This is a genomic window from Psychrobacter sp. CX18 (genome assembly GCF_057396215.1).
The window spans coordinates 22,850-48,810 of sequence record NZ_JBXYJH010000004.1 but is presented as its reverse complement, the minus strand read 5'-3'; the positions used below and the strand labels follow the sequence as shown (position 1 = coordinate 48,810).

The following is a 25,961-nucleotide window of genomic DNA, read 5'->3' as shown; positions in this document are numbered from 1 at the left end:
CTCCTCTACTTCACATCACTAGGTTTAGAAGCTAGGGTATGATTCCCAGCACCTTTACCTGCATTTGAATCCGAATGTTTGGTGGTATCGGTATCTGCGCTAGATGATGCCGCAGGTTTGCTTTTTACCATAGTTGACATTACTTTTTTTATTTCTGTCTCAGCCCATTGTGAGGTTTCTGAATCTACCTCGGTGGGTGCTTCTACTATAATTTTATTGTCAAACTCATGTCGGAAATATTTAAGAGCACTCATTAAAGGCTCCATCGCCCCTGGCGCATGGGCGCAGAAGGTTTTACCAAGCCATAAATCTTTGGTCAACCCTTCTAACTTTTCAACATCGCCCACTTGACCTTCGCCGTTATCGATAGCAGTCAGAAGTTTCACGCCCCAAGGCAAACCGTCACGACAAGGCGTGCAGAATCCACAAGACTCACGCTGGAAGAAAATCTCAAGATTTTTTAAGAGTGCTACCATATCTTGTGATTCATCCACCACCATGATCAGACCCGTACCCATACGGCTACCCGCATTTTGAATAGTCACAAAGTCCATCGGCAAATCAAGATGATCAGGTGTTAAAAAGTCAGTAGATGCACCGCCTGGTAACCATGCTTTCAGCGTTTTACCCTCAATCATACCGCCTGCTAAATCTTCGATAATTTCGCGAGCTGTATAGCCAAAAGGCAATTCCCAAAGTCCAGGATCTTTCACCAGCCCTGAGCAACCAAATAGTTTGGTTCCTGGTGTGTCACTATTGTCTTTAATTTTGCTCAGTGACTGATACCACTCCGCACCATTCACTAAAATAGCAGGCATATTACATAAGGTTTCAACGTTGTTAACCACCGTTGGTCTACCCCATGCACCAGAAACTTGTGGGAATGGCGGTTTCGTTCTTGGATTGGCACGACGCCCTTCTAAACAATTAATTAACGCCGTTTCTTCACCACAAATATATCGACCTGCTCCGGTATGAACATGAAGATGAAAACTAAAATCAGTACCCTTAATGTTATCGCCTAATAAATTATTAGCGATACACTCATCGATAGCCGCCATTAGACGCTGGGCAGCAACAATATATTCTCCACGAATAAAGATATAACCGTCAGTTGCACCGATCGCATGAGCGGTAATTAACATACCTTCAATTAATAGAAACGGTAAACGCTCCATTAATAAACGGTCTTTGAAAGTACCCGGCTCCATCTCATCGGCATTACAAATCAGATAACGAGGGCCCCCATCAGGTGGCGTCATAAATGACCATTTCAGACCCGCATTAAAGCCTGCACCACCGCGGCCCCGCACATTAGCCGTTTTGACCATATCACCTACTTCTTTAGGTGATTTATTCAAGGCATTTTCAAGGCCTTCAAAACCTCTTAAAGATTGATAGGTTGCCAGATCTAAAATAGCATCATGATGAGCAAGACGCCACGTTAATGGTTTTGTTTCAATCGTCGCTGTTTCTTTATCCCCATAAATAGGGACACGCTGGTTATTTAATTGGCTAGGTGCTTGACCTTGTTTGCGACGTGCGAATTGTTCTGCGATGCTTAATTTTTGGGTCTCAGCATTTTCAGGGGTCAAGGTGTCAACAGTTTGACTCATGGATAGTACTCCAACAATTCAGCAACCTCAGAAGGTGAAACGGGACCAAAGGTATCTTCATCGATTAACACAGAAGGGCCTTTATCACAGTTTCCTAAACAACAAATAGGCAATAGCGTAAACCGACCGTCTGCGGTTGTTTGTCCGTACTCAATACCTAAATGTTCTTTAAATTTTGCAGACAGTGCTTCATAGCCGGTTAAATAACAGGCAATTGAATCACAGACTAAAATCACATGACGACCCACAGGCGCGCGATAAATCCGGTTAAAGAAGGTGGCCACACCCTCAATATCTGTTACCGGTACATCCAATAAATTTGCGATGGCGTTTACTTGCGCGTCATCTACCCAGCCGTTGCGCTTTTGCACGAGTTTCAAAGCGTCAAGAGAAGCGGCTCTTGCATGAGGGTAATGATGGATGTATTCATGTATCCCCTCAATCTCTTGGGCAGTCAAGATGCTTTCCACATCTACTGTTGGGACTTTATCGGTCACAATTTTAATCATTGTCTTATGTTCTCTTTAACGGCTAGTTTGCTTCTCATTTTGCATTAACTAGGTTTATTCTAGTTAACTAAGTGGCTCTAGCTGGCTTAAAACTATCAAAAATTGTAAATTATTCTAGGTGTTTATCGGACTGACTATTTTATGTTTTCTATTACGACTATCTATCAGAGTCCGCCATCACGATATCAATTGATGCCAGATAAATAATAAGATCCGAAACTAAGCTACCATTAATAACCGATGGCATTTGCTGCAAATGGGCAAATGTAGGAGTACGAATACGGGTACGATAACTCATTGTGGCTTTATCAGACGTGATGTAGTAGCTATTAATACCTTTGGTCGCTTCTACCATCATAGAGGCTTCACCTGCCGGCATGACCGGACCCCATGATACGGATATAAAGTGATTAATCAAGGTTTCAATGTCATTTAGCGTACGATCTTTTGGGGGTGGCACTGCCAAAGGATGATCTGCTTTGTATGGACCCGATGGCATATTATCCATACACTGTCTGATAATGCGTAGCGACTGACGTATCTCTTCAATTTTGATCAAGCAGCGGTCATACGCATCACCATTATGGAATACAGGCACTTCAAAGTCGTAGTTCTCATACCCCATATAAGGACGCGCTTTACGCACATCAAACTCTACACCTGTAGCACGTAGACCTGCACCAGTTGTACCCCATGCTAATGCATGCTTCGCATCATATTGAGCCACATTTTGAGTACGACCTTTTAGTACAGAGTTTTGCATGGTGGCTTTTACATACTCATCAAGACGCTTCGGCATCCAGTCCAAAAACTCGCGAACTAAGCGCTGCCAGCCCCGTGGAAGATCAGCAGCTGTACCGCCAATACGGAACCAAGCAGGGTGCATACGATAGCCGGTAACCGCTTCAATGACATCATACGCCTTCTGACGGTCGGTAAACATATAGAATACAGGGGTCATACCACCCGCATCCTGAACAAAGGTACCAAAATACAGCAAGTTATTGGTAATACGGAAAAACTCGCTCATCATGACGCGAATGGTCTGAGCACGTTCTGGTACGGTAATACCCGCTAGCTGTTCAACTGCCATCACATAAGGCAATTCATTCATCACACCGCCTAGGTAGTCGATACGGTCGGTATAGGGAATGAAAGAATGCCAAGTCTGACGCTCAGCCATCTTTTCTGCACCACGGTGGTGATAGCCAATATCAGGAATACAATCAATAATCTCTTCACCGTCGAGCTGCAATACGACTCGGAATGCACCATGCGCTGAAGGGTGGTTTGGACCCAAGTTTAGGAACATAAAGTCCTCATCTCGGCCCGAACGCTTCATACCCCACTCTTCAGGAATAAAACGTAGGTTTTCTTGCTCAAATTGCTGCTTGGCCGCGTTTAAAAAATACGGCGTAAATTCTGTGGCACGGGCATGATACTCTTTGCGTAACGGATGCCCTTCCCAGTATTTAGGCAGTAAAATCCGAGTTAAATGTGGGTGTCCTTCAAAGACAATACCAAACATATCCCATACTTCACGCTCATACCAGTTGGCATTTGGCCAAATCTTGGTCGCAGTGGGCACGTTTAAATCATCTTCAGATAGTGCAACCTTGACACGGATGTCACTATTTCTCTCAAGTGACATAAGGTGATAAAACACCGTAAAGTCACTGGCAGGTAAGCCATCTCTATGTTGACGCAAGCGCTCATCTATTGCCGATAAATCAAGCAACATAACAAAGGGCTTGGGTAAGGTGCGTAAGAACATGAGAACATCAAGTAGGTCTGAGCGTGCAACCCAGATGGTCGGAATGCCATCAAAGGTAAATTGCTCAGTAAACTTACCTGAAAATTTATGCCCAAGCTCGCGCAGCACCGCAGGCTGAGTTTTAGATGCATCGGCACTAGTGCTATTAGCCATTTTGCTATTATCCGTTACCATGGTTACCGCTTACCTCAGAGTCATTGCATTTATTGCGAATACGGAAGAAAGTATCCTATATTGAATCATCTATTTAATTAGCATTTTGGCTGAAAACCAACTAAAACGCTTATATTTGCTCAAACCTAAAGAAACTGTGACAGCTAAAAATACAATACTTAAAAAAAGACTATATTTTAGTTAGATGCTATCTGGACTGCGCAAGTTTTTAACAGCGATACGGTCTGCTTGTTTGCGATCCCTTTCTGGAAGCATCTGAGGCTTATAGACTCCTTGGTCATTGACATAAGCACCTAAAGGACGGCGCTCTTTTGTAATCGACTCTTGTAATAACATCAAGCCTTGAATTAAAGCTTCTGGACGTGGCGGACAACCGGGCACGTACACATCTACTGGGATAATTTTATCCACACCCTGTACCACAGAGTAGATATCATACATACCGCCAGAGTTCGCACAAGAGCCCATAGAGATGACCCATTTTGGTTCAAGCATTTGCTCATAAAGACGCTGAATAACCGGTGCCATCTTAATGAAACAAGTCCCTGCAACGATCATCACATCCGCCTGACGAGGTGAGGCGCGAATAACTTCCGCCCCGAATCGCGACAAGTCATGCACCGCAGTCAACGTCGTCGCATATTCTACATAGCAGCATGATGTACCAAAGTTAAATGGCCACAATGAATTTTTACGTCCCCAGTTGGCTGAGGCATGCACCATATCCTCAAGCTTACCCATGAACACATTGCGATTTACCTCATCTTCAAGAGGATCGTTCACGGTCTGGTGAGTCTGTGCTGGGAAAGTATCCGCATCAGGATTTGCACGGGTTAGCGTATATTTCATGATTTAACCCTTAAGATGACGATTTATTATGGGTAGATGATTGTTTTGATAATTTGTAAGAATGGTTGTCAGAGGGTAAGCCTGCCGAATCATTAGCAAAATCGACCGTCGTCACATTACCAGAAATATTGATATTGTGATCAATTTTAGCAAGTTGGCGTTTGTTGACTTCGATATCATTTGATACATTAACTTGACCCGATGATTGAGCCGGTACTTTACCGGTAGGGTCAGTGTGCAACTCGTCAATGCCGTCAAATTTAGTAATACTGGCCAGATTAAACCCAGCTGGCGCTTGTGTTAATCGCTCTTTTTTACGGCGTTTATCAGAAGGTGCCCAATTCATAGCACCGACGCTAAGCTCATAAACTAAGCCCACGAATAAAATACCGATAAACACGGCTGCCGTGGCAAACCCAATCCAACCAACTTCTCTAACAGAGACCGAATAGGCATATAAATAAAGGGCTTCAAGATCGAAAATGACAAAGAAAATAGCCACTAAGTAGAATTTTGCAGACAAACGAATTCGGGCATTGCCAGCTCCGACAACGCCCGATTCAAATACTTCTTCTTTTTCTGTACCTTGCGAGCGTCCCCCTAATAGGCGTGGGACGGCTAACATAAATATCACCAAACCAATAGCAGCCAAGATGAAGGCTAACGCTGACCAATTAAAGGCGGATGTCATTTATAAATCTCCTCACTGGCTAGTACCCGCTGATGCAATATTAATATCTATTAATATGATAAAAGCAGCTTTTTTATAAGATACATTGGCTGGAAAATCGAGGTGTTACTATACTTTTTTTAAACATTAAATGCCAGTTTAAAACTGAATGAGAGGGTCATTATTCTGCATTATACCCCTCAACCTTTTTATTGACATTTTAATTTTCTTGAGGCAACTCATGCTATATGAGTCTATCAAAGTCATAGTTTTCAAGACAAATAGCTCTTAAGATAAATAGCTCTTAAGATAAATAGTTCCTAAGAAAAATCGCTCTTTAGATAAACGGTTAATATACGTTTTATTTTAAAGGGCGTTAAGAGCATAATGACAAAGCTATGTACGTGGTAAGGTGACCCCTTTTTGACCTTGATATTTACCACCACGATCTTTATAACTGGTTTCACAAATATCATCAGCATCACTTTGGAAGAATAACATTTGAGCGACCCCTTCACCGGCATAAATACGAGCAGGTAACGTAGTGGTATTACTAAACTCTAAAGTGACGTGTCCTTCCCACTCCGGCTCTAGCGGGGTAACATTTACGATTATACCACAGCGGGCATAGGTTGACTTACCTAAGCAGATGGTCAACACATCACGTGGAATTCTAAAATACTCAACCGTTCGTGCTAACGCAAAAGAGTTGGGAGGGATAATACACTCATCACCAACAATATCAATGAAGCTATTGTCATCAAAGTTTTTAGGATCAACTATAGCAGAATGCACATTGGTAAATACTTTAAATTCGCGAGCGCAGCGTACATCGTAACCGTAGCTTGATGTCCCATAACTGACCAGCTTTTCACCTGCCTGATTAAAACGCACTTGACCGGCTTCGAATGGTTCGATCATACCGTGCTCTTCAGCCATTTTACGGATCCAACGGTCAGATTTTATAGACATTTTATACCCTTAATATTTAGATTCAAACTATTGTTTAAAAATGTATCTTTTTAATGATGATTAAAACTAGTGGCAATGAAATAACGAGTGCTTCAATTAATAGTGCCTGCTAGTTTAAAGTTTTTTAGCAAATTAAAATATGACTATTTTATATGAATACAAATCATCTCAACGATGTTTGAAAATTAGAACATTATAGAAGATTAATTCGCTAATTTATAGCTTGTTTATTGAATTGGGTTAATCATCCATTACAATCATCTAAGAACTAGAATATAAGCAAAGATAAGGGCTAAGACATATCATTAAACCTTTTAAAAAATACGTCCATCATCCCGTTCTTTGGCAAACTTGGCGATATTCGCCTCAATTCTTTTAGCAATGTCAATATAGAAGCTTGCATAGTCGTCCCCTGCCCCATTATTGGCGATGACACTCGGCTCACCTTTATCGGCTTGAGCACGGATGGCACTCGCTAGTGGCAACTGACCGAGTAGCGGAACTTGATATTCTTTGGCTATATAATCACCGCCTCCTTCTCCAAATATGGCTTCGGTATGACCACAGTTAGTGCAGGTATGTAACGCCATATTTTCAACCACCCCAATAACAGGAATGCTTGTTTTGTTAAACATCTCAATACCCTTCTGCGCATCCATCAAGGCAATATGCTGCGGCGTGGTGACAATGACTGCCCCTGTGACTGGTATTCGCTGAGCCAACGTTAGCTGGATATCACCAGTACCGGGTGGCATATCGATCACAAGATAATCGAGCATCGGCCAATTGGTCTGATTAAATAATTGCATCAAGGCACCCGTCGCTTTAGGTCCACGCCATGCGACGGGCGTATTATCACCATCTAATAGACTGCCAATAGACAGCATTGCTAAACCGTGTGCGTTAATCGGTACAAACTGCTCGTTTTCAAGTTGTGGTTTAACGCCTTCAACGCCCAGCATAGTAGGCATAGAGGGGCCATAAATATCAGCATCTAATACACCCACACGATTACCGAGTTTTTGTAGCGCTAAAGCAATATTAACCGTAGTGGTTGATTTGCCAACGCCGCCTTTACCCGAAGCCACAACGATAATGTGTTTAATACGCGGATGCGGCTGCAAGCTTGCTTGTGTCGGTGCTCGTTTAGTAATCGGTGGCTCTGGCTTGGCCTGAGAGCTGGCTTGAGAGCTGGCATGAGGGTTAGCTTGGGATTTGGAAGCGGCATCTATGGTCTTAGGTAGCTTACTGCCTGAGCCTTTTGTGGAGACCGCTGGCATGTCATGCTGAGATATGGTTTTTGCAGATGATTTTGGTGGCAAACTAACATTGAGATTCACCTCATTAATGCCATAAGGGTGCAATGACTGACCCAGCTGTCTATGGATATCCTCAGGATTTGCGTCAGCACTTAATCGCAAATCAATCGTTATCGACTCGCCAGCACGCTTAAAATCAGTCAGAGTATTTTGTTGATTGCCATGACTACTTTTAGCCAATACTTGCGTAATCGTTGTTTTTAGTTGGTCTAAATCAGCATTTATGGTGCTGTTGTTATCGTTATGACGGTTTGATTTTTTTATAAAGTTAAACATAATAGCCCTTGTTACCCTAAAACATGACGACCTAATTTCTTATCGTTATAACACCAATCAATAACACCCTATCCAGATAATAGGCGCATAGGTTTCAATATCATCCTTTTTATTTATGACAGGGATAGGTTGTTCACTGATGTATAACATTGCTTAGGCTAGTGTAACTGACTTATGACTTTAAAAAAACCACATTAATGGTGATACTTTATGTCACATATCTCACAAATTCTGACAACTCAACCTTCTAATAAATTGAACGCTTATAGCGATCTGAACCAATCTTATCTATGTCCTTAATTCATAAACCACCCTTGACTGGCCACAATAGACTGTCCTGTAAACACATTCGTCGGAAATGCCGCTAAAAACAAGGCCAATTGTGCGATATCTTGGGTCGTGGTAAACTCCTTATCGACGGTATTAACCAGCATAATATCATTGACCACTTCCTCCTCTGATATCCCTTTTTCTTTTGCCTGTTCTGGTATCTGTTTTTCAACCAACGGTGTTTTTACAAAGCCTGGACAAATCACATGAGCACGCACATTATGCTCCGCCCCTTCTTTAGCAAGCACTCTACACAGTCCTAACAATCCATGCTTGGCGGTGACATAAGGCGCTTTATACAAAGACGCTTCATGAGAATGCACCGAACCGGTATAGATAACCGTCCCGACTTTGTCATTTTTGTACATATATTGCAGGGCGGCTTTGGTGGTTAAAAATGCCCCATCCAAATGGATGGCTTGCATCTTTTTCCAATCCTCAAAGCTTAACTTATGAATGGGATTAATAATCTGAATACCAGCATTTGAAACCAAGATATCAATGCCACCGAAGTGATCGACCAGTGCCTTAACGCCATCATTGACCGCTGATTCAGACGACACATCCATCTCAATCGCCATTGCTTTACCACCTGCCGCTTCAATCGCTTCGACTGCCTTTTGCGCGGCGTCAAGGCTGATGTCAGCGATACCCACTGCCGCCCCTGCCTTTGCATAAATCTCAGCAATATCCCGTCCAATACCACTTGCTGAACCCGTTACTAACGCTACTTTACCGCTCAAATCCTGATTTAATTGAGTCATTATCGCTGCTTCCTTTATTATAGTTATAGTAGCCGTATTTGTAACACATCAGGCTTTTTATAGCTTAGAGTTTGTAGCTTATCCTGCCAACCGCTTGTATCTGCCGAGTCAATGGCGTGCAGACTACCGTGACTTGAGTCATTGCTGTATTCTCGACACTGCCACAAGCCACAGTCTGCATCGCCATTGTCCTCGTCAGGATACCGCTCATGTCAGGGCTAAACCGCTCTACCTTTTAGGGCTCAAGTAAAGGTAAAAGCTCAAGTAAACGTTAAAATTAAAGAATGTTGTGAACTTCCCTTACTTATATGAATCTCATTCTATTGGGTAATAGTGACAGGAGTGTTGCGCTGTAGCTCTTCAAAGCTCACGCCGTCTGCAAGCTCCACCAGTTTAAGACCCCGCTTTCCATCACCAGTATCTGTGATATCTAATACCGCCATTTCGGTAATGATACGATCGACAACTTGTTTGCCTGTCAGAGGCAACTGACATTCTGCCAATATTTTTGGTTCGCCATGTTTATTAATTTGCTCCATCAACACAATGACACGCTGGACACCCGCTACCAAATCCATCGCACCGCCCATGCCTTTGACCATCTTGCCGGGTATCATCCAGTTGGCTAAATCTCCCGTTTCAGAGACTTCCATCGCCCCAAGTATGGCCAAATTGACATGACCACCGCGGATCATGGCAAAGGAATCTGAACTCCCAAAAAAACTGGCGCCCGGCTTAGCAGTTACGGTTTGTTTACCCGCATTGATCAAATCAGGGTCAACCTTGTTTTCCGTAGGAAACTCACCGATGCCCAATAAACCATTCTCTGATTGCAACCAAACGTCCATACCCTCTGGGATATAATTGGCAACCAATGTGGGAAGTCCAATACCTAGATTGACATAATAGCCATCTTGTAATTCTTGCGCCGCTCGTTGGGCCATTTGCTCTCTTGTCCATGCCATGAGATTACTCCTTATTATTTTTAGTCTTCATATTCGTATTAATATTTAGCGTGCGAAAATTGTTGGCGTTGCCAAAATTATTGGCGTTGCATTAATGATTAGCTTAAATGATTAATGTTAATAATTAGCGTAAAGTTAAGCTCAGTTATATAAACGACTGCTGATTTAAACTGGCTATTTTTTGACGGTTACTTTCTCGATACGCTTTTCAGGATGGGTATTTAAAATCAAACGCTGGACAAAGATACCCGGCAAGTGAATGTCATCAGCATCTAGCTCGCCAATCTCCACTATCTCTTCCACTTCTGCCACCGTAATCTTGCCTGCCATCGCACAGTCGGGATTAAAGTTACGGGCAGTTTTATTAAAAATTAGATTACCGGCTTTATCTGCTTTTTGCGCTTTAACAAGGGCAATATCTGCGGTAAGGGAGTGTTCTAACACATAGGTTCGTCCCTCAAAATCACGGGTTTCTTTGCCTTCGGCCACTTGCGTCCCAACGCCTGTCGCAGTATAAAAGGCTGGTATACCGGCACCTCCTGCCCGCAACTTCTCGGCTAGTGTCCCTTGAGGCGTCAACTCGACTTCCAGTTCACCGCCCAAATACTGACGTTCAAACTCTTTGTTCTCACCCACATAAGATGAAATCATTTTTTTGATTTGACGGGTTTGTAGCAGTAATCCTAAACCAAAGTCATCGACGCCAGCGTTATTACTAATACAAGTCAGCTCTTTGGCACCACTATCTCTTAAGGCAATTATTAAGGCTTCGGGTATTCCGCACAATCCAAAACCACCTATGGCTAAAGTTTGGCCGTCCTTAACAATATCCTTTAATGCAGACGCTGCGCTATCATAAACTTTTGATTGACTCATATTTATCTCCCTGTTCGAATCAATGTGAATGAGTATATTTTACCTGTCGTTTTAATTATGGCATGTGTTGAAAACTTATCAAACATAACTTTAATACTTATGTTAATAGTTACATGGGTAGTTAAATAAATAACCCCGCTCTCAACTTATTTAAATTTACTGTAGGCTGGTGCTTTTAGCCCAGCATATAAAGATATTTAATCAAACATGCTAGGCTAAAGCCATAGCCTAGGTTAAGAGTTGAGAATGAGGTATAGAGTCTTACTTAGAAGTCCGTCTAAGCTTGATTATTAAGATGGATTAGCAAGTTAGACCAATAACCAAAACCCACCGGTAATAATGACCCCTGAGACGGCTAATACAATCAAGCAGTAGCCCATAATTGCTCTAGCATCTAACCCTGCGATCCCTAATAAAGGCAACGCCCAAAACGGCTGAATCATATTGGTCCAAGCATCACCCCAAGCAATTGCCATCGCCGTAACACTCGGGCTAACCCCTAGTGCAACACCAGCTGGCATCATAACAGGACCTTGTACGGCAAATTGTCCCCCACCTGATGGTACGAAAATATTCACCAGTCCGGCACTTAAGAAGGCTAAGATAGGAAAGCTATCGGCTGACGCATTATTCACAAAAAACTGAGTAACTTGAGTGCTGATAGAGATACCATCAGCATTTGCACCCGTCATGATACCCATGATACCGCTATAAAAAGGGAACAACAGTACAATACCTGCGATACCAATAATCCCAGTTTTAACCGCGCGGTAATAGCGCTCCAACGTTCCATGTGCCATTAAACCTATAAATAAGAATAGACCAATGACGATATTTAAACCCAAATCAAAGCCGTTAGTATTAACATAATTGATGTAATACAACAGTGCCAATATCAGTAAAGCAATCGCTATAATACGGCTGTCGTCTAATTTTTTTGCCGGGGTATTTCTCTCAGGCAGCTCATACGTTTCAAGCCGTATTAACGCAGGGTCTACCGTGGTAGGATTTTTGGGATGCATAAAGCGATTTAATAGTGGCAATATGACAAATAAGGCTGCCAAGATGATTAAGTTATAAGAGGCAAATATGGTTTGCGACAAGGGCACCGCTTCTGTTAAGACTCCACCTGACAGCGTGGTCAAATTTTCACCGCCCGTGCTTAGGGTCAAAGGTATAGATCCGGAAAAGCCGCCATGCCAAATGACAAATCCTGAATAAGCAGCGGCCACCAATAGCGGATAATCCACATTAGGTACTTTTCTGGCTAAAGACTTTGCAAATACCGCGCCCACGACCAAGCCAAAACCCCAGTTAATCCATGAGCCAGTTAGACCAACTAGGGTTGAGATCATAATGGCCATGGTTGGTGAAGTTACCTTTGATGCTATGCCGTCTAACACCCGTTGAACAATAGGCGCATTAGCAAGCGCGTAGCCAGTAACCAATATAAGCGCCATTTGCATTGCAAAGCTGTGTAAAGACCACAGTCCATTGCCCCAATGACCCGCCATAGTTAGGACATCTTGGCCAGTCATTAATATACCAGCTGCAAAGGCGATAAAGGTTAATACAATTGAGAAGACGAAAGGTGAGGGTAAATAGCGATTGACCAGTTGTACACTGGCATTCGTGATAAATTGAAACATAATAACATCCTTGTTAGAACGAAATGTTTGGTCCATCAAACTGTAAAGTTACACCAAATCTAGAAATTAACCTATCGAAAAGACTAGTCCAAATGCAAAAAATCAAACGCTATCAATAGTAGGTTTAGTGAGCCTAACCGAGACTAAGAAGAATACGTTAATTTGTAGAAAAGGTATTATGAGTGTTTGAATGTCTATGGTATCGTAAATGACCAAATTATAGTACCGGCAATCAGTCATGCCATTTGAATTATTGAAAAAGTATAATTTAGTGAGTGACAACTGACGTATTTACTGCTATTTCAAGTCAGTTGCCTATAATTATTATATTTATCAATAAAAAGGCTTGCAATACCGTATAATTTTGCTAAAATACCTCACCTCAATAGGCGTATAGCTCAGTTGGTTAGAGCGCTACCTTGACATGGTAGAGGTCGCTAGTTCGAATCTAGTTACGCCTACCAAATATTTAAAACCCCAATCTTAATGATTGGGGTTTTTTTGTGCTTGTAGTATATGAGGTTCAGCCCTCTATACTCTCATTTTTAATTCATTTAACATCACAATTTTATAACTTATTTTTTTCCTGAAAAACCATCGGTGACCAAATAGTGACCAAAACGTGACTCGCATTAAATATCATTAACTGAACATTCCTAATTTTTGACCTCTACCTTAAACTTGGTTTAATACTTATTAGTCTTCTTCATCTATCTCATTTGGTTCATAAGTAAATAGATCACCTACGCCTATATCTAATGCTTCACAAATTTTGTCCATCGTTTCAAAATCAATTCTTGACGTTTGCTCATTATAAATCTTGTGCATAGTAGATTTGCTTATGCCTGTGATTCTGATCAAATCAGCAACCTTCATTCTTCGCTCTGCCAATAAAACAGGCAAGTTACAAATAATCATAAAAAATTCCTTTATTGGACTAAAAAGTACTTGCATCGAACTAAATATACTTGTATAGTACTTCTATCGAATAACTAAGTTATTCTATAGAAGTACTATACAGTTCAATCAAATGCTAAAATTATTTTATTAACCTACATGGAGACTATTATGTCACAAACTTACCTAACAACCCAAGAGCTTTCTGAGCGTATTAAGTATACCCCGCGTACAATCCGTAACGAACTTAAAGATAGCGTTTTAATTGAAGGCATTCACTACATCAGACCATTTGGTGGTAGAAAGATCCTTTATGTCTGGGAAGAAATTGAAAAAGATATGCGTACTGGTATAACAGGCAGCATTAATGCAATGGCGATTCAATAAGGAGAGGCATAATGGCTAGCATTAGAACTAGATATAAAAAACTGGTAGTCGATTTCCGCTACATGGGCATACGTTGTAGAGAAACTACTAACTTAGTCGATAATCCAGCCAACCGTAGAAAGTTACATAAAATAGTAGAAAGAATGGAAGCTGAAATCACCTTAGGAACGTTTAACTATGCGGCCTATTTTCCAAAAAGTGATAAAGCGGAAGAAATGATGGCATTGAATGACCGTAAAACATCCATTCAAACCGATGTGCCATTATTCAAAGAATTTGCTATGCAATTTACCCAAGAAAAGGAGATTGAATGGCGTGAGACGTATCGTAATAAGATAGCCGATACATTAAGGTTATATTTAATACCCGCTTTTGGATCTAAACCTTTACATCTTATAAAAAAGACAGATGTATTAGCTTTCCGTTCATCCCTCGCCAAAGTGACTTACGGAAAAGCTAACAAACATCTGTCAGCGGCACGCATCAATTCGATAATGGTACCTTTAGGTATGATACTAAAAGAAGCGGCAAAACGCTACAAGTTTGATAACCCTTATGAGGATATCAAATCATTAAAAGAGCCTAAAGTAGATATAGCGCCTTTCACACTTGATGAGGTTTGGAAGTTTATCAATGGTGTAAGACAAGATTATCGCAATTATTACCTTGTACGCTTTTTTACAGGTATGCGTACCAGTGAAATCGACGGTCTAACTTGGGATAGTATTGATTTTAATCGAAGAGAGATTGTTATTAATCAGGCTTTAGTCAAAGGCAAAATAGTACCGCCAAAAACTCAAGAGTCTTATAGAGCAATACAAATGTCTCAATTGGTTTATGATGCACTGAAAGAGCAACACAAGGTCACATTTGTCAAATCTGACTATGTGTTTTGTTCACATACTGGTGAGCCTTTTGACTATAACAATGTTAACAAACGAGTTTGGCACCCTACTCTTAAAGCTCTTGGTTTAAAGAAAAGAAATGCCTATCAGACACGTCATACGGCTGCCACATTGTGGCTAGCAGCAGGTGAGAGCCCAGAATGGATTGCATACCAAATGGGTCACTCAACCACTAAGATGCTATTTAATACATACAGTCGCTATGTACCTAACATGACCCGTCAGGATGGTAGTGCTTTTGAAGCCTTGGTTAACCGTAGTCAAGCGCAGTTTGATAAGAGCAATACTAATATCGACAAGGAGGTTAACAATGAAAACGATTGATTATGAAGCATTATTAGCTGACTACAAACCTCTAGGACATATTAGTGCTGAGGCAGATAGTATTGCGAACGCATTAATACGTGATAACTGCATTCAAGCAGGCAACGGTTTAGCTAGATTCCTTAATATTGATACATGCTTTAATAACCATATGGCGATACGTGTGTGGGTACAAGGTAAGTTAGATAATGATCCAACAGGGTCAGTCGTGATGGAGGAGATGCGGGCTCGGTTAGAATGTGAATTACGAGACTTATTCACCAATCCTGGTTATGGCTATTAAGTGAGGAGTTTAGTATGAGTTTAAAGCTTCAACCTAACATAAATCAGGGTATTCGAGAACTTAAAATGTGCGAAGACTACTGGGCATATGACCGCAATACTGATTATATAGAGCATGTTGAATCCGTTTGCCGTAAACATAGCATTAGCGTTCAAGAATTGTTCAAAGAAGTAGGGAAATGTTTTGCCTACCTTGATGATGTACAATGCATATATTGTGGCTATATTTGTCCTGTTCAAATCCCTGCTGATATACCTTATATGCGTTCCAAAGTAGACTGGTGCTGTGAGCTATGTGAGTATGCTACTAGGCAGGAATATCAACATAATAGATAATTAATCACTCTTAACGCTATATAGCCAGACAGCTTAGGTTGTCTGGTTTTTTACTATAAGAAACACATCTGGTTAGAGCATCTTTTAAATAAATATTACTCATGGCAGCTTCAGCCTTACTTTTATATAATGATACAGTGAAGATTTAGAGGGCAATAAAAGATGTTTATCAAAAACCATAAAAAAGCATTGAATGAGGCTGAAGCTAATGTAGCACCATATATGAAAGATGGTATGGTAGAAGATGCTGAGGGCTACCTCTCGGTCATGCTACCCCTATTAAGGGGAACTATTGCTATCAAATTTGCAGAGAACGACTCTGTTATCGCGGAAATGGTAGCTCATGCTCTTACCTTATTTGAACGCTTATGTACTCAAGAGCAAGCTTATCAATTTTATGAAGAAATGATGAGCTCTGTAACTCTATTCGATCGGGTTATGCAGTTTATAACACTAATGATAATGGTTGAGAAGCCATTAAGCACCCTGGATATTAGTAAAGCTGTAGATAAGAATCATGGGAAGTTGTTAAGAGATATACGTTTAATTGGTGATCATTTTGGATTCTATAACATAGAAACTAAGACATATTCAGAAGATATCATCAGAACGAATCATCCAAATGGAACAACTAAAGAGCTAATATTACCTGCTGAAATTATCGGTTTATTGATGTGCTACTATATAAATGGTCAGAGGGTGACGGCCAACGTCCCATGGTGATGAACTAAAAACTAATCAGTTATGAGTATTATAAAAAATAATCCAATAAGCAATTAAACACTTACTTTAGAACAAAGCAAAGCTTTTAAAAGCTTTGCAGAATATCACGCATTTTTCATTTGATTAATATAACCTATGTATTTGATCCCAACTGTTTTTCTAATGCCTGTCTAATTAGACCTATCACGTAAGGTAACTCAGATAGATTATTTAACACAACCTCAGTATCCCCATTACCCCATTTTCCAATATTAGAAATATCCCTAGCCATTTCTTTAGGATCATTAATCTCATAGTAAGGTATATTAATGCTAAGTCTTAAGCGATTTTTTAAAGGAACAACATCAACAAAATTAGTATCAACTTTAAAAGCTATGTAAAGTTTTAATATATCCTCTGTGACACTTGGGTCAAGAGCTAAAACTTCTTGCCTTAGTTTATCAAAAAGATTTCTAACAGCGGTTCCTTCATCTAAATAGCGGTAATCTTTTAAAGTATATTCTTTTATAACTTCTCTTTTATCTTGATATTTCATCATCACTTCATCAGAAAGTGATGGGAAAGACCATACTTGACTTGCCGTATCAGCTAACCGTTCAGCTCTATTGATAATCGCTTCTTCATTCCAACAGTCAATTGTTTGCAGCCCTTCATTAACTTTAAGTGGACTGTATTTAAACCCACCTTCCATATCTCGCTTATCTTTAAATGGTCGGTCACTATATTCTGAGTTATAACCTGTCAAGGTTAAGTTCCCTAATGTATGAAGGTAAGTCTCATGTACTCTCTCCCATTCAGAACCCAACTCATTCCTCCATTGATTCGATAAATTCTCATTTTGAGGCATTATATGTTCAATTGTATATTCATTTACTGGTACCCGCTCCTTACGATTAAAGTTTTCAAGCCTTCTCAGCCAATAGGTACGATTTCTAAAGTTATATAAGTCCCGAGTGATTAAGTCTCTTTTGAACTCATCATCACTTGGAAAACGCTTATAAGTTTTCAAATTAATCAGATGTGCCTGTACGCTTTCTAAATAATTGTCTTTATCAATCGATTTATTAAATGTAGCAAAGGTTTTATTTAATGAGTTAGTAGGTATAGAACAAACAGCACGTCTAAAAACATAAGCTTCGATTAATCGCATAACTTCATAAAAATCATATTTATTTAAAATATTTTCACTATAGTCATGATATAGTTCAAGTAAAATCGGATATGCTACATCTACTTTTAACTCTCTAAAATCTTTAAACGCTTCAGAAAGTTCATTATCAACTTCTTTACCTAGAGCTATTGCGCAATAGTATTTTGCAAAAGTATTAATATCTGCAACTAAGCTATCAATACCTGATCCAGTCGATTCAACATTTAATGCGTGTTGTTTGAATGCATCATACACATTGTTTATTTTAGGAATCTCTCCAGTTTTAACAGTTAAATAGTGTCTCATGAAACTATCAAAATGTTCGCTATAGCCTTTTTGTCCAAACTCAACCTCCATTGGTCTCCAGTGATCAAGATAGAGTCTTTTTTGATGCTCAGGTTCTAATCCCATTAGAATATAATTTCGAATTAAGTCAGCCTGACTTAATGCCTTACCGGTTGAGTTCATACTTTCAAATATCAGCTGAGGGTTATCCTGCTCTCGATTTAATGCAATATCCACTATAATAAGCTTCGCTAGCCCTCGGCATACTCCTTCTAAGTCACCTTCTAGTTTAGAAAGCTTCTTATAAAAAAAATTGAAGTTATCTTTAATACGGTTCGAATAGTTTTCAGGTAAAGGCTTTTGATTAACAAGCGCTAATAAACTATCTTTGTCTGTATCAGTTAGTATTAACTTATAACCTCTTTCTTCTTCCTCAAGGGGATTAAGCAAATAGTAATGACGTATTTTTTTTGCTGAAAACCCATCAACCGGCTGAGAGTCACCTAGTTGTCTTGCTAATGCTTCTAGTAATAACATAGCTGTCGTTATGCGCTGTTGACCATCAATTACTAGAAGGGGAGATTGACTAGAAACTTGATATAGGCCTTTTTCAATATATACAACTGAACCTATAAAATGAGCTCCTATTTCTTCATTACTTCCAGCACGAATAATATCATCCCATAACTGCTGACATTGCTTTTCGGTCCATGAATATGTACGTTGATAAATAGGAATTACGAATTGAGGTGATTTATTTAAAAAATCAAGTAATTTAGCTTCAGTTGCTTTCAATTTATACTTACCTTTATTTCTATTAAAACTTAATTTTTGATGACAAAATAATCTTGAAGACGCTTAATTTCAGTCTGGAAAATACTCAGGAACCTCTTTCATAAACTCCTTATGTAAATCCTCTAAAATCTCATCAATAATATCACTATTCAAAGCTTTATCTTTAAACTCATCCAAATCTTCGAAATCATAAATACTAATATCATCAGTAATTTGATCCAAACTCATCTCGTCGACTAATGAAACTTTTTGCTTGAATTCTAAGGTAGATATCTCTTCCCATAACTCTCTACGAATCTGATCCTGAGTCATTTGATAAAGGCCATGGTCTTGCCCATGATATTTAATATAGCCCAAGTTTTCATACATATTATTAAACTGTTCACCATCTATAGGATCAAGAGATTTATATAAATGAATCATATTTTTGATAATTTCACCTCGTAATCTTTCTCCTTCTTCATCATCATAGCAATCCCAAATATAGCTGTTCAAAAAATCTGAAAACTTGTCTGAAACCTCATCTAATGTTTCACTATCCGATTGCCGTTGACTCCTTTCAAAACTTAAATCACTTATTAAATAACTTAGACTATTATTTATTTCATAAGCAATTTGTTCAATCTGTTCAAGAATATTCTTTACTTCAGGGCGATCTAATACTATAGAACCATTATTTCTACGATATCTATCCGAGGTGTGACCTAATTTAAGTAAGCTAAATTCAATATAGCTAATGTAAGCTAAAATTAAAATACTATCCCATGAATCAAAAAAGCCTTCATCCTCTAAAGAAAACTTTAATATTTGTATTCTCTTAAATCGTAATTCAGTTTCATCATCTTTATAGTTTAAAGAGCTTAAATGACTGACTATAGATGCTAAAGTACTAGGTAATCTATATTTTTGAATAATATTTAGTTGCTCAGGCAAGTCTATATTATCATTGAAAAGATGCTCTAAAGTACGTTTATAAAAATTAAGCCTTTCATCTAATTTTATATATGAAATCATATAAGCCTTCTTGGGAAACGCAAAGTTTTTAAAAATATCAAAGTATGTAAGTTATCTTTTGTGAATTTAAATACTTTATAATACTAATAATAAATAATATTTGTTTTATCCTAAAATCATTGAACACAATTTCAAATGCTTTTAACTTACTTTTTGTACTCTCCGAGTCGCTTGGACAAAATCTTCCTTAAGTCAGTCAACACTTCAGAAGCAACCTGCTTATTAAGTTGATCTTTGGATTTCATGTAAAGCTTAGGATGCACCAAATTTCTCTGCTGTCTAATTTTATGAGCTGCATCTTTCAGATAGGCTGATAAGTATTTCTCTCGATTCAACTTTTCAATTACATTAAATAAATCTATGGTTTCTTTTGAAGTTAGATAATTAATTCTACTCACTTCTGATAGCCAGTCGAGTAATATAGCCTCAAGTATTGAGCCTGATAGCACCACAACGCTTTTAAAAGCTTCAACTTGGAAGCATTTATCAACTTCATTTAGATCATCTTCAATTATCTCTTGGATCAATTCAAGCTTTGAACTCTTAATTCTAGCCAGCAACTCCTCAATCAACTCTTTTTGAACTGCTTGCTCAGGCACTTCTGTGTTAAACAACTGCTCGTTAATTATTTCAATATGGCTTGGCTGTTTTGTGAGATATAAAGATTCATAGATACTAGATGCACGCTTTAGCACCTGTTTAGTAGGTATAATGATTGGAAGTTGAAGCAGATCTTTTTTAGTCAAAATTTTTGATAATACTGTGCTACGACTATACTGCTCAAAATATTTTTGAGCAGTATCACTCATCATAAACAAAATTAAGTATTCAGCAGTGATTTCATAAGATTTAGGCCGAATAATATACCAATTATGTGAGGCGTAAACTTCACCTTGAAAGTTATTACTAACCAGTACAAGCTCTGAATAATTAAGCTTAGGTATTATAATGTCATTGGGCTGAACTAATACATCTGTTGCATTGCCTTCTCTATAACTATCACTATCTTCAATGGTCTTTAAGTTTTTCGCAAATTTACCCTTTCTTTCTTTAATAGTTTTTGGAGTGATAATATCTGCCAGTTCTTGTAATGTCTTTGTGTTTTCTTCTTCTAACTTTCTTCTATTTTCTATCAACTCAGGTTTATAATAATCTATACATAGACGATTTAAATTAAGTATCTCATATGGATGCTCAAAGAAATAATCACCTAATTTTGTGTCAATAAGCTTTAAATCACCCTTGTTGATTACTAAATTAATTGCATCTAAATATTTCTTGTATTCTTCAGTGATACGACGGTTTTTAATAACTTCGTTTAAATCATTCTTAGAATTAAACTTTCCTGTATAACACCTATCCGACTCATAAATTGAAAATACAACCTTATCAGGCTTCTCTCGCTTTAGATAATAAAAATAGCACTGTATAGCACTAAAAGGGCTTAGTAAGGCTGACAAATCAAATATACCGGCTATATACCATTCGGAACAAATGATTTCACGTATAAGCGTTTCAGATGAAGAACTCCTATTGAGTCTTTCTTTTATCTGAATTATTCCAGTTTCCATTGAGATAGTGTCTAAAGATAACTCAGTATAATCAAAATCATTACCTTTAGAATCAAGAAGCCCTTCATGAAATAAAAGTCTACTCTCTATTAACTTATAAATATCCATTGAAATAGATCCATATGCATTAACTTAATGTTTATTAGCTAAGCCTTTATCAACCATACGCCTTAAACTATCTAAGAACGTGAGCTGGAAGTTTTCGTCCTGAACAAACTTCTTATAAAAGTCGATTTCTTTGCGGCGATCTTCAATCACAATTTCTTTGACTATCTTAGTAAATTCCAAAGCTTTATGGTGCTCATCATTGGTATTCAAATACTTATGCTCGAAGTCAGCATGTTCAGTAACACGTTTAGCGAGCTCCACGAACTTATATCTCTGTTCTTCTGGCGTTAAATGCCAGTCCTTAAACCAACGATCATTGAAACGTTCAATAATCTTGGTAAGCTCATCTTCCTCCACTTCTGGATTATGAATGGTAATCGGATTAGTATTTGTACCCTCTAGCTCACCATTTTCACCAGACAAGGTTAACTTTTGACCAAGCTGAGTTCGTTCTATCGCATAGGTATTTAAGTTCACAGACTCTAATAGCTCATCAATCGTATCTTGCTCTTTAGTATCCTTAACATTTAGCTTTGGTATAAGAGGCTTCAGAGTCCAATACAGTCGCTCCCAATCAGGCATGTTAAACGGCATTATGGCAGCTATACGACCATATACCTTAACAAACTGTTTGGCTTGCATCTTGAATTCGATTTTTTCATCATCAGATAAACCCAACTCCTCGTTGAATCTATGAGCAAACACATCGGTCTTAGGCTCTAATACTTCCATAGAGGCATTATTAAAGAAGAGCTCTGCATATTCTTTTACCTCATGTATTTCATAGACCCCATAGTCATCTAAGTTGTCTTTAATTTCATGAAGGACATTGACGTTTGTTGCTTCGCTTAAAGTGGTTGTTGTGTAGTACTTATCAAAGGAAGCTTGTATATCCGACGCTTCGTTATAAAAGTCCAAAACGAACAAGTCCTCTGTCTTTTTACCATACTTATTAGCAGAGCGATTTAATCGTGATAAAGCTTGAACAGCTAAAACATCCCTCAACTTCTTATCAACATACATAGCTGCAAGCTTCGGTTGATCAAATCCTGTTAGGTACTTATTGGCAACAACTAATAGTCTATATTCATCGTTATCAAACTTCTTTTTGGTTTTAGATTCTTCAAAGCCATTGATCGAGCGTTCTGTATATTCAATACCATCCACTTTTTTAGTACCTGAAAATGCGATGAGTATCTTAAAAGGATTATTTTTTTTATCTAATATCTTAGATAAGGCTTGATAGTATCTGATAGCCATTTCAATGTTTTGAGTCACAACCATGCCTTTTGCATGACCTTTTAATCGCTTTTTGGCTACTACATTGGTCATAAAGTGATCTAACATAATCTCAGCTTTAATACTGACGGTATGTTCACTCTGCTCAACATAAGCTTTAAGTGCTTTTTGAGCTTTATTAACATCAAAACGTGGATCGTCACTAATGGTTTTTTGAATTTCGTAGTAAGATTTGAAAGTCGTATAGTTACTTAATACATCAAGAATAAACCCTTCTTGAATAGCCTGTTTCATTGAGTATAGGTCAAAAGGTTCAAAGCTACCGTCTGGCTGTTGAATACCAAACTTTTCTAAAGTGATATTCTTAGGCGTAGCAGTAAATGCAAAATAGCTGGCATTACCTCGCATTTTTCTTGCTTCAATTGCTTTGATGATCTTGTCTTGAGTGGTATCTTCATAATCCTCATCCTCTTCTTCATCAGAACCAACACCTATTGCTCTATTTAAGTCATCTGCAGAAGATCCACTTTGCGAGCTATGTGCTTCATCTATGAGGACGGCAAACTTCTTATCTGACATATCGCTCATATCATCAACGATTACGGGGAACTTCTGGATCGTCGTAATGATAATCTTTTTACCCGTCTCCATTGCTTCTCTTAAGTCGCGCGATTTCTCAGCATGAGCGACAATACCTTTGACTTCATTAAACTGTTTAATATTATCTCTGATTTGCTTGTCTAATAATCGGCGATCAGTAACGACAATAACTGAATCAAAGATAGGTTTAGCGACATCATAAATATTGTCATCATCAGAGCTTTGTGGATAAGTCTCTATGAGTTGATACCCTAACCAAGTAATTGAGTTAGACTTACCTGACCCTGCTGAATGCTGAATAAGATAACGCTTACCTGCCCCATTTTTTTCAACATCTGATACCAAGCGTCTGACTACATTCATTTGATGATAACGTGGGAAATAAAGCGTCATATCTTCTAAACGAGGCTTTTTAATATCTGGATCATCACAGCCCAGTCGCACAAAGTGACTGAGCAAGTTGACTAAGCTATCTTTAGCCAACACCTCTTCCCAGACATAGGCTGTCTTAAACCCATTTGGATTAATCGGGTTACCACTACCGCCATTATTACCTTTGTTAAACGGTAAGAAATGCGTTTTTTTACCTGCAAGCTTAGTGGTCATATAAGCTTCTTGGTTATCCAAGGCAAAATGAACCGCACATCGAGCAAAGTTAAACAGCGTCTCTTTAGGATCGCGATCTTCCTGATATTGTTTTAGCGCATTAAAGCGTGCTGTCTGGCTCTTATGCGTACTCTTTAGCTCCATCGTTACAATGGCTAGCCCGTTTATAAACAGCACCATATCAATCGATTTATTTGGATCAACGCTGGAGTAATGAACTTGGCGTGTGACACTGAAGCGGTTATTTTTATAATTTAATTGTACTCTTTCACCACTACTAGCTAAAGGTAATGGGTACAAGAATTGAAACGAGGCATCATCTACTTGTAGCCCTTTTTTCAGGATGCTTAGCACCCCGTTTCTTTTGATCTTACGATCTAGTTGTTGCAGGATAAACTGCTTCCAGTCAGCAGGATGGAACCTGATAACTTTATCAAGCTCCTCTTGTTGGGTATCCTTTAAAAAGCCCCAAAATAGCTCTTTATCAATAGCAAACTGCTTATCAAAGTTGGCAGGGTTACCTTGTATATATCCGCTCGCTATCATACGAGCTTCAATATGCTCTTCTAACTCTATTTCAGTATATTGAGTGAATCCAATATTCATATCTATCCCTCACCCTTATTCCTTTATAGTTATTAAGTAATAAACGACTTGCAGTATTAGGCAACTTTAATCTTTCCTGTTACCGCCTCATTGATTAAGATAGTTTTGTATTCCTTTAAACATTGAATTTGACTTAAATAACCTTCTACTGACTTATTAACTAAAGCAATATCAGAGTCAAGCTTCTTGACAATTTGCTTTTGCTCATTTATTGGCGGTAACCATATACATGTATCTTTTAATATAGCTTGAGTAATACTGTAAACTTTAACACCTTTTACCCTTTGCCGGACCTGTCTTCTAAAAGCTTGTGACTCAAACAAGTAGGCAATATATCTTGATTCAAAGCTGACAATAGGTTTAGCTACTAAAGTATGGTAACCAGCAAATACTTGTCTACTTCCGTTCAAATAACTAAAATTACCTGAACCCTCAATATCTTCTGAAGTATCAGCAAACACAAAGTCTCCATTTCTCAATAATGACTGACTATTTGTTTTAATATATTTATCTTCAACATGCTTCAAAGGGTGGTGAGGTAATAACTCAAAACCGTATTTTGAATGAATTTCTCCATAGTTCAAACAAGCAATACCAGATTCTCTTAAGCTATCTTTAGTAATATTCAGACCTCTTTGAAACTTAAAACAGTATTTAAATCTTTCAACCTCCCAATGCTCAGGTATCTCCACAGTCCAATCAACACCACTATTTTTCATAGGCACATCAGGATTTAAGCCTTTAGTCACTGCATTTTGAATAACTATTTGCTTATACTCTTCTAGCTTAGAAATTTGCTCTTGCTTGAGCTCAATAGCTTTTTCAATCTTATTAGCTTTATCGCTGATAAAATCTACAATTCTTCTTTGAGTTTTAAGAGGTATATCAATTAATGGAAACCGCTTAAAATTATTAAAACTTAGGTTTTGTCTTAATCCAGTTCCCATTTTATAGATAGCTTTCGAAGTATCTAAACTATGTAAGTAGTAGTATAAGAATTCAGATGAGTACTCATCATTAACTTTAAATCCTAAATAGGCACTTGTTATGATTCCGTTATCTTCTACCAAACCAACACGTAAACTAGTCCTATCATTTTGTAAGTCGGTACATCTGATAATAAGATCATCAGGCTCTACGATCTGATATGTTTCAAAGCTTTCAGGAACCAACCCAAATAACTTTTCTTCAGGCTTAACTACGATTTTCCCATAGCTTAAAGATAAAACTGTCTTAACCAATAACCCCTTATTCTTCCTTTTATTTTCCTCAATAACTTTAAATCCGGGAACCAGCTCCCATTCCTCTGGAATCTCTCCCAACCAGTCTACGCCACTATCTTTATAAATTTCATAACGAGGGTAGCTTTTAATAATTGACTTATCCATAA

Annotated in this window: 23 protein-coding genes and 1 tRNA gene; 6 read left to right on the top strand and 18 right to left on the bottom strand. The window is 38.5% G+C overall.

Annotated elements, in window-relative coordinates; genetic code table 11:
• Positions 1 to 5: 5 nt before the first annotated feature.
• The 12 genes from nuoF to AC2SLT_RS04065 all read right to left on the bottom strand — a co-directional run bounded on the left by nuoF (position 6) and on the right by AC2SLT_RS04065 (position 12,743).
• Positions 6 to 1,616, bottom strand: a complete 1,611-nt coding sequence (gene nuoF / locus AC2SLT_RS04120) for an NADH-quinone oxidoreductase subunit NuoF (protein WP_486546375.1) — start codon at positions 1,614 to 1,616, stop codon at positions 6 to 8.
• The gene (gene nuoE, locus AC2SLT_RS04115) at positions 1,613 to 2,122 is read right to left on the bottom strand and encodes an NADH-quinone oxidoreductase subunit NuoE (RefSeq protein WP_486546582.1); all 510 of its coding nucleotides are present in this window, start codon (positions 2,120 to 2,122) and stop codon (positions 1,613 to 1,615) included. Before nuoE ends, nuoF begins: the two co-directional genes overlap by 4 nt.
• A 160-nt stretch (positions 2,123 to 2,282) precedes the next feature.
• A complete protein-coding gene (nuoC, locus tag AC2SLT_RS04110; RefSeq protein WP_486546374.1) occupies positions 2,283 to 4,073 on the bottom strand; it encodes an NADH-quinone oxidoreductase subunit C/D in 1,791 nt (596 codons plus the stop codon).
• A gap of 180 nt (positions 4,074 to 4,253) precedes the next feature.
• A complete protein-coding gene (locus tag AC2SLT_RS04105; RefSeq protein WP_486546373.1) occupies positions 4,254 to 4,922 on the bottom strand; it encodes a NuoB/complex I 20 kDa subunit family protein in 669 nt (222 codons plus the stop codon).
• Positions 4,923 to 4,932: 10 nt separating this feature from the next.
• Positions 4,933 to 5,613, bottom strand: a complete 681-nt coding sequence (locus AC2SLT_RS04100; protein ID WP_486546372.1) for an NADH-quinone oxidoreductase subunit A — start codon at positions 5,611 to 5,613, stop codon at positions 4,933 to 4,935.
• A gap of 375 nt (positions 5,614 to 5,988) precedes the next feature.
• Positions 5,989 to 6,564, bottom strand: coding sequence for a dCTP deaminase (gene dcd, locus AC2SLT_RS04095; protein ID WP_486546371.1), 576 nt, complete (start codon positions 6,562 to 6,564; stop codon positions 5,989 to 5,991).
• A 314-nt stretch (positions 6,565 to 6,878) separates the two neighbouring features.
• Positions 6,879 to 8,159, bottom strand: coding sequence for an iron-sulfur cluster carrier protein ApbC (gene apbC, locus AC2SLT_RS04090; protein ID WP_486546370.1), 1,281 nt, complete (start codon positions 8,157 to 8,159; stop codon positions 6,879 to 6,881).
• 296 nt (positions 8,160 to 8,455) lie between these two features.
• A complete protein-coding gene (locus tag AC2SLT_RS04085; protein WP_486546581.1) occupies positions 8,456 to 9,256 on the bottom strand; it encodes a 3-hydroxybutyrate dehydrogenase in 801 nt (266 codons plus the stop codon).
• 61 nt (positions 9,257 to 9,317) lie between these two features.
• Complete coding sequence (locus AC2SLT_RS04080) at positions 9,318 to 9,440, bottom strand: hypothetical protein (protein ID WP_486546369.1); 123 nt, start codon at positions 9,438 to 9,440, stop codon at positions 9,318 to 9,320.
• Positions 9,441 to 9,573: 133 nt separating this feature from the next.
• Complete coding sequence (locus tag AC2SLT_RS04075) at positions 9,574 to 10,218, bottom strand: CoA transferase subunit B (protein WP_486546368.1); 645 nt, start codon at positions 10,216 to 10,218, stop codon at positions 9,574 to 9,576.
• Between the two features lie 174 nt (positions 10,219 to 10,392).
• The gene (locus AC2SLT_RS04070) at positions 10,393 to 11,094 is read right to left on the bottom strand and encodes a CoA transferase subunit A (RefSeq protein WP_486546367.1); all 702 of its coding nucleotides are present in this window, start codon (positions 11,092 to 11,094) and stop codon (positions 10,393 to 10,395) included.
• Between the two features lie 308 nt (positions 11,095 to 11,402).
• Positions 11,403 to 12,743 carry a short-chain fatty acid transporter gene (locus AC2SLT_RS04065; protein ID WP_486546366.1) on the bottom strand — a complete coding sequence of 447 codons (1,341 nt, stop codon included), beginning with the start codon at positions 12,741 to 12,743 and terminating at the stop codon, positions 11,403 to 11,405.
• A gap of 387 nt (positions 12,744 to 13,130) precedes the next feature.
• Here AC2SLT_RS04065 and AC2SLT_RS04060 point away from each other — a divergent pair.
• Positions 13,131 to 13,207, top strand: a tRNA-Val gene (locus AC2SLT_RS04060).
• Between the two features lie 232 nt (positions 13,208 to 13,439).
• Here AC2SLT_RS04060 and AC2SLT_RS04055 read toward each other — a convergent pair.
• Positions 13,440 to 13,661, bottom strand: a complete 222-nt coding sequence (locus tag AC2SLT_RS04055) for a helix-turn-helix domain-containing protein (protein WP_486546365.1) — start codon at positions 13,659 to 13,661, stop codon at positions 13,440 to 13,442.
• Between the two features lie 150 nt (positions 13,662 to 13,811).
• On the opposite strand from AC2SLT_RS04055, the gene AC2SLT_RS04050 reads away from it, so the two are divergent.
• From AC2SLT_RS04050 to AC2SLT_RS04030, 5 genes are all read left to right on the top strand, one after another.
• The gene (locus tag AC2SLT_RS04050; protein WP_486546364.1) at positions 13,812 to 14,027 is read left to right on the top strand and encodes a hypothetical protein; all 216 of its coding nucleotides are present in this window, start codon (positions 13,812 to 13,814) and stop codon (positions 14,025 to 14,027) included.
• 11 nt (positions 14,028 to 14,038) lie between these two features.
• Positions 14,039 to 15,256, top strand: coding sequence for an Arm DNA-binding domain-containing protein (locus AC2SLT_RS04045; protein ID WP_486546363.1), 1,218 nt, complete (start codon positions 14,039 to 14,041; stop codon positions 15,254 to 15,256).
• Positions 15,243 to 15,539 (top strand): hypothetical protein, encoded by a 297-nt coding sequence (locus AC2SLT_RS04040; RefSeq protein WP_486546362.1) that lies wholly within the window; start codon positions 15,243 to 15,245, stop codon positions 15,537 to 15,539. The genes AC2SLT_RS04045 and AC2SLT_RS04040 overlap by 14 nt, the downstream gene beginning before the upstream one ends.
• 14 nt (positions 15,540 to 15,553) lie before the next feature.
• Positions 15,554 to 15,874: a hypothetical protein gene (locus tag AC2SLT_RS04035; protein WP_486546361.1), complete on the top strand. Its 321-nt coding sequence runs from the start codon at positions 15,554 to 15,556 to the stop codon at positions 15,872 to 15,874.
• 162 nt (positions 15,875 to 16,036) lie between these two features.
• Positions 16,037 to 16,597 (top strand): hypothetical protein, encoded by a 561-nt coding sequence (locus AC2SLT_RS04030; RefSeq protein WP_486546360.1) that lies wholly within the window; start codon positions 16,037 to 16,039, stop codon positions 16,595 to 16,597.
• Between the two features lie 133 nt (positions 16,598 to 16,730).
• Here the strand turns inward: AC2SLT_RS04030 and AC2SLT_RS04025 are convergent, their stop codons facing one another.
• The 5 genes from AC2SLT_RS04025 to AC2SLT_RS04005 form a co-directional block, all read right to left on the bottom strand.
• Entirely contained in the window at positions 16,731 to 18,827 is a 2,097-nt protein-coding gene (locus tag AC2SLT_RS04025; protein WP_486546359.1) for a GmrSD restriction endonuclease domain-containing protein, read from the bottom strand.
• Positions 18,828 to 18,896: 69 nt separating this feature from the next.
• Positions 18,897 to 19,841, bottom strand: coding sequence for a hypothetical protein (locus tag AC2SLT_RS04020; protein ID WP_486546358.1), 945 nt, complete (start codon positions 19,839 to 19,841; stop codon positions 18,897 to 18,899).
• Between the two features lie 146 nt (positions 19,842 to 19,987).
• Complete coding sequence (locus AC2SLT_RS04015; RefSeq protein WP_486546357.1) at positions 19,988 to 21,520, bottom strand: DUF4145 domain-containing protein; 1,533 nt, start codon at positions 21,518 to 21,520, stop codon at positions 19,988 to 19,990.
• 24 nt (positions 21,521 to 21,544) lie between these two features.
• The gene (locus tag AC2SLT_RS04010; RefSeq protein WP_486546356.1) at positions 21,545 to 24,571 is read right to left on the bottom strand and encodes a type I restriction endonuclease subunit R; all 3,027 of its coding nucleotides are present in this window, start codon (positions 24,569 to 24,571) and stop codon (positions 21,545 to 21,547) included.
• Between the two features lie 56 nt (positions 24,572 to 24,627).
• On the bottom strand, positions 24,628 to 25,959 hold the full coding sequence (locus AC2SLT_RS04005; protein WP_486546355.1) for a restriction endonuclease subunit S: 1,332 nt from the start codon (positions 25,957 to 25,959) through the stop codon (positions 24,628 to 24,630).
• Positions 25,960 to 25,961 lie beyond the last annotated feature (2 nt).

What these genes read in the sequence shown, in the direction of transcription:
- nuoF (WP_486546375.1), bottom strand. Translation starts at nt 1,616, where the DNA reads ATGAGTCAAACTGTTGACACCTTGACCCCTGAAAATGCTGAGACCCAA.
- nuoC (WP_486546374.1), bottom strand. Translation starts at nt 4,073, where the DNA reads ATGGTAACGGATAATAGCAAAATGGCTAATAGCACTAGTGCCGATGCA.
- AC2SLT_RS04105 (WP_486546373.1), bottom strand. Translation starts at nt 4,922, where the DNA reads ATGAAATATACGCTAACCCGTGCAAATCCTGATGCGGATACTTTCCCA.
- AC2SLT_RS04100 (WP_486546372.1), bottom strand. Translation starts at nt 5,613, where the DNA reads ATGACATCCGCCTTTAATTGGTCAGCGTTAGCCTTCATCTTGGCTGCT.
- dcd (WP_486546371.1), bottom strand. Translation starts at nt 6,564, where the DNA reads ATGTCTATAAAATCTGACCGTTGGATCCGTAAAATGGCTGAAGAGCAC.
- apbC (WP_486546370.1), bottom strand. Translation starts at nt 8,159, where the DNA reads ATGTTTAACTTTATAAAAAAATCAAACCGTCATAACGATAACAACAGC.
- AC2SLT_RS04080 (WP_486546369.1), bottom strand. Translation starts at nt 9,440, where the DNA reads ATGGCGATGCAGACTGTGGCTTGTGGCAGTGTCGAGAATACAGCAATG.
- AC2SLT_RS04075 (WP_486546368.1), bottom strand. Translation starts at nt 10,218, where the DNA reads ATGGCATGGACAAGAGAGCAAATGGCCCAACGAGCGGCGCAAGAATTA.
- AC2SLT_RS04070 (WP_486546367.1), bottom strand. Translation starts at nt 11,094, where the DNA reads ATGAGTCAATCAAAAGTTTATGATAGCGCAGCGTCTGCATTAAAGGAT.
- AC2SLT_RS04065 (WP_486546366.1), bottom strand. Translation starts at nt 12,743, where the DNA reads ATGTTTCAATTTATCACGAATGCCAGTGTACAACTGGTCAATCGCTAT.
- AC2SLT_RS04055 (WP_486546365.1), bottom strand. Translation starts at nt 13,661, where the DNA reads ATGATTATTTGTAACTTGCCTGTTTTATTGGCAGAGCGAAGAATGAAG.
- AC2SLT_RS04050 (WP_486546364.1), top strand. Translation starts at nt 13,812, where the DNA reads ATGTCACAAACTTACCTAACAACCCAAGAGCTTTCTGAGCGTATTAAG.
- AC2SLT_RS04045 (WP_486546363.1), top strand. Translation starts at nt 14,039, where the DNA reads ATGGCTAGCATTAGAACTAGATATAAAAAACTGGTAGTCGATTTCCGC.
- AC2SLT_RS04040 (WP_486546362.1), top strand. Translation starts at nt 15,243, where the DNA reads ATGAAAACGATTGATTATGAAGCATTATTAGCTGACTACAAACCTCTA.
- AC2SLT_RS04035 (WP_486546361.1), top strand. Translation starts at nt 15,554, where the DNA reads ATGAGTTTAAAGCTTCAACCTAACATAAATCAGGGTATTCGAGAACTT.
- AC2SLT_RS04030 (WP_486546360.1), top strand. Translation starts at nt 16,037, where the DNA reads ATGTTTATCAAAAACCATAAAAAAGCATTGAATGAGGCTGAAGCTAAT.
- AC2SLT_RS04020 (WP_486546358.1), bottom strand. Translation starts at nt 19,841, where the DNA reads ATGATTTCATATATAAAATTAGATGAAAGGCTTAATTTTTATAAACGT.
- AC2SLT_RS04015 (WP_486546357.1), bottom strand. Translation starts at nt 21,520, where the DNA reads ATGGATATTTATAAGTTAATAGAGAGTAGACTTTTATTTCATGAAGGG.
- AC2SLT_RS04010 (WP_486546356.1), bottom strand. Translation starts at nt 24,571, where the DNA reads ATGAATATTGGATTCACTCAATATACTGAAATAGAGTTAGAAGAGCAT.
- AC2SLT_RS04005 (WP_486546355.1), bottom strand. Translation starts at nt 25,959, where the DNA reads ATGGATAAGTCAATTATTAAAAGCTACCCTCGTTATGAAATTTATAAA.